Below are 12,534 nucleotides of genomic sequence, written 5' to 3' on the forward strand. Positions count from 1 at the left end.
TTCATCTCCATGCCATTGAGCAAGGAGATGTGCTTTAGCCTAGACATTTTAAATGTAGAACATATAGCCTTCCGCTACATTTTCCTCTGTATATTGTGCTAAATCTTCAATTGTCGTTGTATCTAATACATTTTTCACAGCATCACGAATACGAAGCCATAATTCTCGCTGAGGAGCTTCTTCATTTTCAATACCTTCTACTGGTTGAATAGGACCCTCTAACACACTAATTACATTAGCCGCAGAAATTTCACTTGGTGGATTTGCTAGCATATATCCACCATATGCTCCACGCACACTTTTCACTAAGCCTGAATTACGTAATGGTGAAACTAATTGCTCTAAATATGCCTCAGAAAGCTCCTTTTCTGCAGCAATTTTTCGCAGTGGAATAGGTCCTTCTCCATAATGCTTTGCTAATTCAATCATAATCGTTAGACCATAACGGCCTTTTGTAGAAATTTTCATTTTATCACCCTCAAATAGTCTAGTCAAAATACTACAAACAGTATATCATAATCTCCTCTCGTATAACTCGGAAATACTCTCAGGAGGTTATGATATACTATTAATTGCGCCTTAGTATAGTTAGGCAAAATACTATTATCGTTTTATTTTAAGCAAAAAAACATTCAGCAAATCAACTATGCCTCGGCATAATTACATGACATCCGCTGAAATAAGTTGAAAATCAATAAAAACAGTTGAAAGGGGGAATTTTCAATGCATAATGAACCACTCGCTTATCGTATGCGTCCTTTAACCCTTGATGAAATTGTAGGACACCAAGATTTTATCGGTCCTAATACTGCTCTTTATAAAATGATTCAAAATGAGCACGTCCCATCCATGCTACTATTTGGTGAACCAGGTATCGGCAAAACGTCAATTGCGAATGCCATAGCAGGAAGCTCGAACCTTCCCTTTTTCGCGCTTAATGCTACTCGCGCTGGTAAAAAGGATGTCGAGGATATTGTACAAGAAGCTAGAATCTCAGGAAAAGTCCTTCTTTTTTTAGATGAAATTCATCGTTTTAATAAATTACAGCAGGATGCTTTGTTGCCACATGTGGAAAATGGCTCAATCGTGTTAATTGGAGCTACGACGGAAAACCCATACCATGATGTAAATCCCGCTATCCGCTCACGTTGCGGAGAAATATACCAACTACAACGTTTAACGATAGAAAATATCATCGAACTTATAAAAAATGCACTTTCTGATGAGAAACGCGGGTTAGGTAAACATCATTTTGTCTTAACAGATCCTCAAATTGAACAAATTGCTGAAGCAGCTAATGGTGACGCTCGGAAGGCATTAACTTTGCTTGAATCGCTTTATTATGCAAGTGATGAAGTCGATGGTCGAACAATTGCTGCTGATCATATTCTTAAGCATCTTATCGGGAGAATTGGTGTTTATGGTGATAAAAAGGGATCTCATTTTTATAATTTGCTATCTGCGTTGCAAAAATCTGTTCGCGGAAGTGATACGAATGCAGCATTGTTTTATTTAGCTCATTTATTGGAAATAGGTGATTTAGTAGCTGTTAGTCGACGCTTACTTGTGATGGCTTATGAAGATATAGGCCTTGCCAATCCTGATGTAGGACCACATATGCTTGCGGCTGTACAAGCGGCAGAGCGTTTAGGGCTACCTGAGGCACGTATCCCGCTTGCAAGTGCTGTTATTGAAATGTGCCTTGCATCCAAATCTAATTCTGCAATTGCAGCCATCGATGCCGCTATTGCCAGCATTCATGAAGGAAAAACTGGCGATATTCCTCATCATCTACGCGATGCTCATTATGAGGGAGCAAAAGATTTAGGTCACGTAGGCTATCAATATCCCCACAACAACCCTATTGGCACGTTTGGTGGTTGGGTTGACCAGCAATATTTACCTGATGAGCTAGTAGGCACAGAATTTTATAAACCTGTTATTGCAGGTGAAGAAAAACGAATGGCAGGAATCTACGAAAAGCTTAAATCTTTTCATAAGGATGAAAAGTAATATCTTTACTTGATTAGCTTAACTGAAAATCATAATATACTGTTTTTTCATAAAAGTAGGCACTTCAATCTGAACTAGAAGTGCCTTTTTTTATTCCCTTAATTCCTAAAAACAGAAAGAGTCTAAGCAATCATCCTGTAAAAGTCTCCTTATTTGTTGTGTAACGGTTATTGTAAAATCGGTTCAATATATCTTTCATATTTCTAATTGCAGATAATTTAGTCGTCTCTTTCTGCTCATCATGTAAATAATGAAGAAAATTATAAGTTTGATACAGTAGACTAGCAAATTCCTGAGAGTTCTCCCGTACTTCAAAGCGAATTGCTTTTACAGCAATCGCTTGACCGATTGATTGCTCCCTTGACGGAGAGAGTTGATCCTCCGCATTTTCATCTGTAGTTCTATATAATAATTTTAATGCCTCATTTACTTCCTTGTTATCACTAAACCGTTCCTTTATCCACCGTAAGACAAATTGTACTAGGATAATGGCATAAATAAGTGACAAACTTTCATCGCCAATAGATTTTTTCGACAAATGTTTAAAGTACTCAGCTTGTGTCACAAGTTCGAATATGATTAAACGAATTGGATATAGGAGAGCATGTTCACTGTTGATATATAATTTTTCTCCACCTTTATACAATGCCAACCAAAAATCTCTAACTAATGAGATGGATTTTCTTGTCGCGAGAGCTAATTCGCATTGAATAAGCTCATGTTCGAGTGTTTGTTGTATAAGCCGTAGAAATAATAATTCCTCATCCTCACTTACTAATAAGAGTGGATTTTCTAATTTCGCTACATCGATATCGATATCGTTTATTAACATTGAACAGCCCCCTTCCAATCAATTATGCCTCGACATAATTGTGCTGCCACTTCTTTTAACAAAACAATGATGAAAAATCTTACACATAGATTTTCAATTTTTTAACTATATTTCGACAAAAATTTATAAATACCTTTTAAGAAAAAAGTCCTTTTTTTATTTTCGTACAACAAAATTTTAACACTTGTATATCATTCTTCTCTCAATAATCTATTAACAGCAACAAAAAAATCTGCAAAACTTTAACAATCAGAAAACCCAATCATCCCTCGCAAAGTAGCGTGCTATAAGGATTAATGGATTAACCGCAAAAAGTAAGCAGATTCTAAACTGTTATTCTATTATCTAAAAGTGATGATAAATCACTCCTATATTATTCTGTAAATTCATGCTCAACAAATAGTTTAAATTGTTGCATACATTGTTTGACTGCACCTTTTTGTTCAAGTACTGCATTTCGCAGTGATACAGTTTTCTCTTCATCTTTTACGACTTCGCTATAAAGTGCGAAAATCGCAGATAATAATTGTTCATTCTCTTCCTGGTCAATACTAGGTAAAGAATAGGCTGCAATTGTTAATAATTGCTCAACTTTTTCAGGTGTTTTTTGTAACTCATTAGATGAATAATAAGTTGATACCGCTAAAAAGTAGCAAAGCTTTGCACAACAATCTATAAACAAATGCCAATATGTATTGGCACTTGGTAATTCTCCTGCCCTAATGTCTAAATACTCTTTATAATATGTTGTAACTTGTGTATATAAAGGATTTAGTCCTCTCATAGCCTTTGGATAATTATTAGATGTATCCAAATAGTCAAATACAATATCATTCATTTTCTGCTGAAGTTTTACAATATCTAAATGATCACGAATTACTTGAATCTCCATTTTACCACTCTCCGATGTTCTCATTTGTTTTCTAAACGCCATTTCTACTTTCCTAAGCAGTCGTGTACATTCCAAACAAATTGATCTATTATCTATTGGAATTTATTCAAATTATAGCAATAAACCAAATAGAGAAGTGGTCACATGAAAAAAATAAGACAATTTCGTGAATTAATAGCATTTTGAGCACGTTAGGCGAACTATTCTGGTAAAATTATGTTCTTTGAACATAATCATCAAATAAAGATTGCTCTTCCGTTCGATCAATTATTTCTTTTATACTTCCTTGCGCATATTTTTTTATTCTTTTTTGTGGTATATAAAAATAGGCAGTGTTTGTAATTAACCACTCACTAAGTGTTAGTTCATTACCCGGTTGCTGATTAGTCAATATACGTTTATGTCGGAGTATATCCGCCATTTTGTAAAAACCATCTGATAGCTCGTAAGCCGAAACATCAAAATTAAAAATAGGGCTAACAACCTGTCCAGCATCAAAAATGTGTATTGTTTGCCCTTCTTCATCAATAGCTAATTCTACTGTGCTAATTTCATCGAATAGATTTAAGCCTCTATATTCCATTTGATAGATTTGCTCCATCTTAAAATGCCTCCTTTTATAGGTTCTACAGCAAATATTGGAGGAGTCGTAATGTGAAGCTGCCCTACCGTCTCTCCCTCATTAACTACCTAACAAATATCTTAGACCTCTTTTTTTACAACGTTCCTATTGTAACATATAAAAAGTAGCTGTCTTCAACAAGACAGCTACTTCCATAAAATGGTTCATCAACATAACTTATAGTGAATTTCGTTCTTCCACCGATGCTTAAGGAGATACCATTTTTATTTTTATCGAGAAATTATTTAAGTTTATCGATAGATATTGTTATTTTTACCGATGATCATTTTAAATTTATCAACCAACTATCAAAAGTGCATTAGCCTTGTACACGTGTAATTTTTACATCCTTTACGATTGCATTCACTACCCAGCTCGCTGCAATTAAACCTGCCACTGAAGGAACGAAGGCATTGGAAGATGGCGGCATTTTTGCTTTACGGATAGCTGCATCCGGTTTTCCCACATGCTCCACTACATCTGGACGAACTACAATCGGACTCTCATCCGAGAAAACAACCGTTACTCCTTTATGAATACCGTCCTTCCGTAATTTCGTACGGATTATTTTAGCCAATGGGTCCGTATGCGTTTTTGAAATATCCGCAATTTGGAAACGAGTAGGATCCATTTTATTGGCCGCACCCATACTAGAAATAATCGGTATATTTCGTTTTAAACATTCCTTCATAAGATGAATTTTATACATCACTGTGTCACTTGCATCAATGACATAATCTATGCCTTGTGCGAAAAATTGCTCATATGTTTCCTCTGTGTAAAACATGTGCATATCAATTACTTCACATTCTGGATTAATATCAGCAATACGCTCTTTCATGACACCTGACTTAGATTTTCCGACCGTTGAAAGGTAGGCAACTAATTGACGATTAACATTTGTAATATCTACATTATCCTTATCTACCAAAATAATGCGACCAATACCACTTCGTGCACATGCCTCAGCAGCAAATGAACCTACACCGCCTACACCAAGAATGGCTACTGTTGTATTTTTTAATTTTTCGAGTCCCTCTGTTCCTATAGCGAGCTCATTACGTGAAAATTGATGTAACATCCTTACACTCTCCGTCTGTTGAATTTTGATTCCGCTTTAATGAGCACTATATAACTGCCCATAAAAGCACTATTAGTGAAAATGAATAATCAGCGGTAGATAAAGACCTTCCACTGATTACTTCATTAGTAAACCTAGTTATATACTAAGATAAAATCAAACTTATCTTACATTTTATCACGATATTCATCAAGTAAAAATTATAATAAAAAAAATTAAGTATTTCTACTAAATCAATTATGCCTCGGCATAATGGCGTCCGGAATCGGCTTTGTGTTTAGGCCTGCGTGAGGGCCGACACGATGTTGGTCATTTCGGTAATGCCACAGGACGTGGCGCTTTTACCTTTGCAGGTCAGTTAGCCGTTATCGCATGGATGCGATGATTTTAGGCTAACATCCTATATTGAACTCCTTTCCGATTCCGTGACATCCGCTGAAGGAAGTTAGAATACTTATTAAGTATGTAAAGTTTGAATTAAGTCAACCAAAATCTATATGTAGGACACTATTTAAAGCTAGAGGCCTAAATTTTAAGGCAATTGAACAAAACGTCATTCAATTGCCTTTCATCTTCTCGCTTTCATTCTTGTTCATAATTTTTAGAGAAAGATTCCACAAAATCTGCGCCAAGCTGAACGTTTATTTGCTTGAAAGCCGCAATTACTGCCCCACCAATTGGTTGTAAGACTGGCACCATAAATTGCAATGGTATCCCGTCTGCTTGTGCAAATTGCTGTAATCCTTGTAAAAAATACGCTTCATTCTTAAAAACGCCTCCCACTAATATGACAGGTACCTCGCCTTCCTTCCAAGCCATATGGGAGTAACATGCTTTTATCGCCACATAATAGTTCTTACAAGCATCCTCCATGATTTTAGTAGCGACACGATCTCCTTTTTCTGCCACTTCAAAAACATATTTACTTAACGGTGCAATCACTGTCCGAGGATGTTCTTCTCCGTATATACACTCTATTAATTGTGGTACATTTTCCACAGAAAAATATCGTAGTACAACATCTGTCAATGCTGTTGAGTCTCCTCGGCCATCATAGCTTTGAAAAATAGCCTTCAGCACTTGAATACCTAAATCATAGCCACTGCCCTCATCATCAAAAAGATAACCCCAGCCCCCTACTCTATGAAAATGATGCTCATGATCGTAGCCCATTGTGATAGCGCCTGTCCCAGCAATTTGCACAATGCCTGCATGTCCAAGTGTGCCTGCATAAAGTGCAATTAGAGCATCATTATCAACAAAAACATTTGTTGTTTTAGGAACGTATTGGCGTACTATCGTTTCTACAACTTTTTCTGCCTGTAGCTCCTTGACCCCAGCCATGCCAGCAAAACAACTATCGATAGCTGCAAAAACTTGCGAATTTTGTTGTTGTAAATTTTGCAGTATATTATGAATCGTTGACTGAAAATATTGAACATCCATTGCTGTAGGGTTACTTCGAGTCGTTACTACTTTTGCATAAATATTGCCGAGTTCATCACAAATCACTGCTGACGTTTTCGTTCCTCCACCGTCAATCGCTAATACATACATTTTTTTACTCCTTTCTTCTCCATCAATTTCGCCCTGGCTTAATTGTTAGTTGTCACTATCGAAAACATTGTTAATCAAAATAAAAAAGGATCACACCAAAACGTGTGGTTGATTTCCGTTCCGACTGGGCGCTTTGTAGTTGCCGCTTCGCTTTCGCACAGAGCTGGGGCGTCGGGCCAACACGATGTTGGTCACGAAGGCGTTATCACAGGATATGATGCTCTTAGCCTTCGTTCCCCTATCACTCATCCCCTAGGAGTTGCCCATTCTCCACTCCAATCAACTTATTTGCATAGTATATGTTATAACAAATGTCATCCACGACTTTAGGTGATGAACCATAAAAAAAGGGATTAAGCACTATTAACGAATGGCTTAATCCCTTCTCCTGTAATCATTTCGTAAAGCCAAATGATGCCCATGGCTGAATATGTGCTAATAAAAATTGTTCTTCTTCTACAACTCTTGCCACAACATTTGTTGACCCGGCATTCGGTATTTCCTTTAAAACAATTTGGAGCTCGCCCTTATAACGAACATCTAAATTATTATCGATTGTCACGTCCCCCAATGTTAATGGGCGACTATCGTGTACAGGGAAGTCACCATTTTTATACTTAACACGAGATTGCGTACTACGGATTACGTACTCCGAAACATCACCACGATTAAAATGCGGCTCCTTAAAAAGTATTGCTTCTTCTAAAATTGACGTTTCAACAGACTGTTCAACCTTTAGCTCTAGCTTATGACGATTTATTTGGCCTAATGCACGTAATTCTTCCTCAGAAGCATACATATTGCCAATAATACAATCATCTATTAAGCCAGTGTGCCATAAATCCTTCGCTTGCACAGTAATTGGCAAATAGCGATGTTCTTCTAATGTTGGTAAGCCATGCTCGGTTTCTTCCCAAGGTCCAAACATAGCATGCTGAGATGAGATCATTGCTGCTGTTCGAATATGATTGCCTTTAAATTGTTGAGACGTTTGTAAAAAATGTTGGCGTGATAGACCTGTAAAACGTCTAGGATAAAAATTATGGCAGCCAATAATATTATCTTTATTCGGTTGATAGGATAATATATTTTCTACATATTTAGTACCGTTACTAATATTTAACTCTATTTTCAAATTGCTTGCATCGAGGGACATAAACGCTTCTTCCTGGCCCGAAAAACCCATATCTAAGCGCAATGCCGCTAAATGATAATGCTCTTTAAAGTACCCAATATCTTTATACGTTAAGCCTAAATCTTCAATAACAGCTGGTGCAATATCAGCTGAAATTTCAAAGCCAAGCTGCTGCGCAAATTTGTTTATCTGTTGTAATTTTTGTCGCTCCTGATCGTTATTTAACGACATAAGACATGTAAATATTCGATCAAAACCATTATCATGAGCGAGCTGAACATACCGCTTCATATCTTCTAGTGTACTATGCTGAGGATATAGTGAAACCCCTAATCTTCTCAATTGCAAATACCTCCATTAGTTCACAATTACACTTCTACTTTTTGATTTTCTAATTTTGTAACTTGCTGTTCGTTTTGAGACTCTGATACTGCGACTCGCTGTTCATTCTGCTTTGCGATACGGTTTGCCATCGAAATAAACGGTAAATAAATACACACTGCGACAATCAGTAAAACAATACTAAGAACAGCTCCTTGCCAAGATTGAGTCGCTAAGAATCCATTAATAATCGGTGGCGTTGTCCACGGAGGCGAAACCGTAGCTGCCGGCACAAAGCCCCACTTCGTTGCAAAGAAAGCAATTGTTACGTTAATCATCGGTGTCAAAATAAACGGTACAAATAACACTGGGTTTAACACGATTGGAAGACCGAAAAGTAATGGTTCATTAATATTGAATAGGCCTGGTGCTGCCGACAATTTTCCGACGGTATTATATTGTTTATTCTTTCTAGCGATAATGAAAATAGCAATTATAAGTGCTATTGTCGTACCCGAACCACCCATATTGATGAAGGCATCAAAGAATGGTTTATTTACGATGTATGGCGCTACTTCTCCAGATGAAATGGCTTTTACATTCGCTTCAATAGCTGGTAAATTGATTGTTTGCATAAATGGTTCGATTATGTTAGCACCGTGAACACCTAATGTCCATAAAAACGTAGGAATGAATGCTAAAACTAAAGCCGCAACCCATGTATTCGTTAAGCCCATAAACGGCTCTTGAATTGCTGTGTAGAATGAACCTACAATATCAGGAATATCAAAGCCTGCCGAAATAATTGTACGAACTAGAGCAAATAAACCAATTGTAATAATTGCAGGTAATAATGCAGCGAATGATTTTGAAACAGCTGGCGGTACACCATTCGGCATTTTAATTAATAGCTTAGGGTTGCCAGACAATCTACAAAATACTTCCGTTGACAGCAAAGCAACAATAATGGCTATAAACAAACCGCCTGTACCTGTTGTTAACCCTGTTAATCCACCTTCAGCAAAAGTTCCAAATGTCATATAACTGGAAAGACTGATGACACCGGCTGATAGTCCATCCTTGTCGTAGCTTTTTGCAAGATTGTAAGCAATTGTAAAGGCTAATAATAGCGAAAGAATTCCAAATGTCGCTCCCCAAATATTGCCGCCCCATTGTGTCCAAGTTTCATGCTTCCAAATAGCATCAAGTGCATTTTGATAAAATTTGATAGGCAAATTATTAACTAGTACCGCAAGTGATCCAACAATTGTCAATGGCATGATTGTAATAAAACCATCTCGAATGGCAACTAAATGACGCTGATTTCCTACCCTAGCTGCAACTGGCACAAATTTTTCTTCTAAAAAACGGAACATTTCACACACTCCCTTTACTTTTTATTGTGACATCAAGGCTTGATGCTACTCCCCTTTGATTCTTTCATACAACTCAATCATTTCTGATGCTAGATCACGAAACGTAATGGCATTCATTAAATGATCTTGCGCATGAATTAACAGCATTGACACTTCTACTTTTTCTCCCCTTGCCTCTTGTGACAGTAAAGCCGTCTGAGAATGATGCGCTTCAATCAATGAATCATTAGCTAGCTGTATTTTTTCCTTTGCTTCCTGAATCTGTCCTTTTTTTGCTAGCTGGATCGCCTCCATACATTCACTTTTCGTATTACCACTGTGCACAATCAGTCCCATAATAGATTCCATCAAAACTGTTTCTTCCATTGCCATAGCCCCCTTAACCAATCAACTTTAACGCCTGATTTAAAACATTTTCGCCATTCATCATGCCGTAATCCATCATGTTAATAACATCAATCGGAAAATTTTCCTTGTATTTTGTTTCAAATGTTCCTTTTAAGTAACGGACTTGCGGACCTAGTAGCAGCACGTCCGCCATTTTAGTAGCTAATACTTTGTCGACCTCACTTTCAGCAATTGCATAAATATCTGCCTCAATATTTTGTTCTTGCGCTGCTTTCTGCATTTTCGACACTAGCAAACTAGTACTCATTCCCGCTACACACACTAGCATAATGTTTTTCATCTAAACACTCCTCTTCGTGATTTAAGTTCGTCTTTCTAGCGATAATATTTATCAATTATGCCTTGGCATAATTGCGTTCGGAATCGGCCGGAGGCTTGGGCCAACACGACGTTGGTCACTCAGTCGTGTGTTGCTGCCGCTTCGCTTTCGCACAGATAAATTGCCACAGGACGTGGCGTTCTTAGACTAAGTTCCTCTACTTCAGCGAATGTTTGGATTTGCTGAAAGATGTATGAAATCGCTTTCTTAAGTTGAGAATAGCACCTATTGGTATATACCACAATATCCTTTTTACACTATTTTTTTCCTTAAGAAATGGTTTTGAAAACTGGGCTATACCGTTGTTCCAGACTACTTAAAGGATTCATTTAAGTGGTATAGTCCAGAAAAAAGTTTAAAAAAATTCGAATTTTCAGAACTAATTATCCGATAGTTATTCATTCATGAACGCTTTTCTTAAAAGTACTCATAAAATGCTGGTTTATTAGAGGGTAATGCAAGCTGCCATCGACCAATTATGTCTTCAGTCAAATGTTTATTTGTATACATAACCACATCCTTTACAGTTAAATAGCCAACCATCATTGCTGAAAAAAGATTAATTGTTAATGTTAACATATGCATTTCTGGGATAGAATTAGTCTCAATTATCGAGACATCTCCACTTTTATTTATTTGAAATACGTGTTCATTCCAACTACAAAACGCGTCTTCAATTTGAATATATAGCGGCTCCTGAATATCACCCCACGGATAATGTTGCATAAACCTCAAAGCGTCAACGATCCTAACCATCACATCTTGAACGACTTCCTTTTTAAACTGTGGCTCTTTAAAATAGAAGCCAAATTGGTGGTTGTTAGAGGTAACTCCTTTAATGTTGCTTACACTCGCCGCATGCGACGTTATAAAACGCCATATCGCTTGTTCTGCAAGTAAATCCTCAGCAATAAAATCATGAATCTCAAACGTCTCATCCTTAATTTTATAACGAATATAACCTGCAATTTTATCATCGTTAAAATATGCCGCAAAATGGCTATCAGGCATCCTTCTCTCTATTCTTTTCCACCACGCATCATCTCGAAGCATACTTCCATTATTGAAAAGTGCTTGTGCATTATGAAAATCCTTAATCACCTGAAAAAGATCACGCTCTGGCCATTCAAAGCTCATACGTTTTACAACGTCCAATTGCTTTCCGAAAGCAGGAAACATCGATTGTGGAATCGTGTAATGTAGCTTCTCAAAAAATAATTCCCATCCAAAATAACGATAAAAGGATACAGAAAATGGCGCTAACACAGAAATGCTTTGCCCATTCTCTCGCATTTTCTTCAGTGCCTCTGTCATAAGCTTTTTGATAATCCCCTGTTGCCGATACTCAGGATAGGTTGCAACAAAGCCAATTCCGCCCATATCATAATTTTTACCATTAATTGTCATATTGAGTGGCAATATTAGGAGCTGCCCAACGACTTTATGTTCATCGTAAGCCCCTAATGTTGTGCTATGCTCAACCCAATAATGAAAATCATCTCGACGCGCATCAGTATACTTATTAGGAAAACAATAATCTCTTAATTGATGTACCTGTAAAAAATCTTTTGGTGGGATTATTTTTATTTCCATAGAAAAAAGACCCCCTTTCCACATTGAATATCTCGCAATTAAAGTTACACTTACAAACTACCGTGAATCTTTATAGTTTGACCCAAGAGACAACAATGCCTTTAATGTTTAGTATTCTTCTCCAATTCCTTTAGAAATAATTAATTCTGTTACTGTTTGAAAAAGTTTCTCAGCATCAGGCCCATCTGCTGCAATTTCTACAATGCTTCCGGGTGCTACTCCTTGTGCCATAACACCCATAATTGATTTTAAATTGACTGATTTCTCTTTATAAGTTAACTGAACATCACACTCAAATGGTGTGACTGCTGTTACAAGTAAAGCTGCGGGTCTAGCATGTAGTCCCTCCGGCGCTGTTATTTTATATGTTTTCTTCATAGATATC

13 protein-coding genes are annotated in these 12,534 nt (G+C 37.1%); 1 reads left to right on the top strand and 12 read right to left on the bottom strand.

Going from position 1 to position 12,534, the window contains the following annotated elements; genetic code table 11:
* Positions 1-48: 48 nt before the first annotated feature.
* Positions 49-468 (bottom strand): cysteine metabolism transcriptional regulator CymR, encoded by a 420-nt coding sequence (cymR, locus tag ACFTQ7_RS05350; RefSeq protein WP_053484768.1) that lies wholly within the window; start codon positions 466-468, stop codon positions 49-51.
* 255 nt (positions 469-723) lie between these two features.
* Between cymR and ACFTQ7_RS05355 the strand changes: the two genes are divergently transcribed.
* Positions 724-2,013, top strand: coding sequence for a replication-associated recombination protein A (locus ACFTQ7_RS05355; protein WP_386827632.1), 1,290 nt, complete (start codon positions 724-726; stop codon positions 2,011-2,013).
* Between the two features lie 130 nt (positions 2,014-2,143).
* On the opposite strand, the gene ACFTQ7_RS05360 is transcribed toward ACFTQ7_RS05355, so the two are convergent.
* The 11 genes from ACFTQ7_RS05360 to ACFTQ7_RS05410 all read right to left on the bottom strand — a co-directional run bounded on the left by ACFTQ7_RS05360 (position 2,144) and on the right by ACFTQ7_RS05410 (position 12,527).
* Positions 2,144-2,845 carry a hypothetical protein gene (locus tag ACFTQ7_RS05360; protein ID WP_386827633.1) on the bottom strand — a complete coding sequence of 234 codons (702 nt, stop codon included), beginning with the start codon at positions 2,843-2,845 and terminating at the stop codon, positions 2,144-2,146.
* A gap of 373 nt (positions 2,846-3,218) precedes the next feature.
* Entirely contained in the window at positions 3,219-3,737 is a 519-nt protein-coding gene (locus ACFTQ7_RS05365) for a hypothetical protein (protein WP_386827634.1), read from the bottom strand.
* A gap of 214 nt (positions 3,738-3,951) precedes the next feature.
* Positions 3,952-4,338 (bottom strand): hypothetical protein, encoded by a 387-nt coding sequence (locus ACFTQ7_RS05370; RefSeq protein ID WP_349660039.1) that lies wholly within the window; start codon positions 4,336-4,338, stop codon positions 3,952-3,954.
* Between the two features lie 340 nt (positions 4,339-4,678).
* Entirely contained in the window at positions 4,679-5,440 is a 762-nt protein-coding gene (locus ACFTQ7_RS05375) for a tRNA threonylcarbamoyladenosine dehydratase (protein WP_349660038.1), read from the bottom strand.
* A gap of 582 nt (positions 5,441-6,022) precedes the next feature.
* Positions 6,023-6,997, bottom strand: a complete 975-nt coding sequence (locus ACFTQ7_RS05380) for an N-acetylglucosamine kinase (protein WP_386827635.1) — start codon at positions 6,995-6,997, stop codon at positions 6,023-6,025.
* Between the two features lie 394 nt (positions 6,998-7,391).
* On the bottom strand, positions 7,392-8,474 hold the full coding sequence (locus ACFTQ7_RS05385; RefSeq protein ID WP_386827636.1) for a DUF871 domain-containing protein: 1,083 nt from the start codon (positions 8,472-8,474) through the stop codon (positions 7,392-7,394).
* Positions 8,475-8,500: 26 nt separating this feature from the next.
* Entirely contained in the window at positions 8,501-9,829 is a 1,329-nt protein-coding gene (locus tag ACFTQ7_RS05390; protein ID WP_386827637.1) for a PTS sugar transporter subunit IIC, read from the bottom strand.
* Positions 9,830-9,874: 45 nt separating this feature from the next.
* A complete protein-coding gene (locus ACFTQ7_RS05395; protein ID WP_197145022.1) occupies positions 9,875-10,195 on the bottom strand; it encodes a PTS lactose/cellobiose transporter subunit IIA in 321 nt (106 codons plus the stop codon).
* Between the two features lie 13 nt (positions 10,196-10,208).
* Positions 10,209-10,517 carry a PTS sugar transporter subunit IIB gene (locus tag ACFTQ7_RS05400; RefSeq protein ID WP_197145023.1) on the bottom strand — a complete coding sequence of 103 codons (309 nt, stop codon included), beginning with the start codon at positions 10,515-10,517 and terminating at the stop codon, positions 10,209-10,211.
* 456 nt (positions 10,518-10,973) lie between these two features.
* Positions 10,974-12,149 (bottom strand): GNAT family N-acetyltransferase, encoded by a 1,176-nt coding sequence (locus tag ACFTQ7_RS05405; RefSeq protein WP_386827638.1) that lies wholly within the window; start codon positions 12,147-12,149, stop codon positions 10,974-10,976.
* A gap of 108 nt (positions 12,150-12,257) precedes the next feature.
* Positions 12,258-12,527: an HPr family phosphocarrier protein gene (locus tag ACFTQ7_RS05410; protein WP_386827639.1), complete on the bottom strand. Its 270-nt coding sequence runs from the start codon at positions 12,525-12,527 to the stop codon at positions 12,258-12,260.
* Between the last annotated feature and the right edge of the window lie 7 nt (positions 12,528-12,534).

It is taken from the genome of Lysinibacillus sp. NPDC056959 (assembly GCF_042674095.1).
Lineage (GTDB): Bacteria > Bacillota > Bacilli > Bacillales_A > Planococcaceae > Lysinibacillus > Lysinibacillus zambalensis.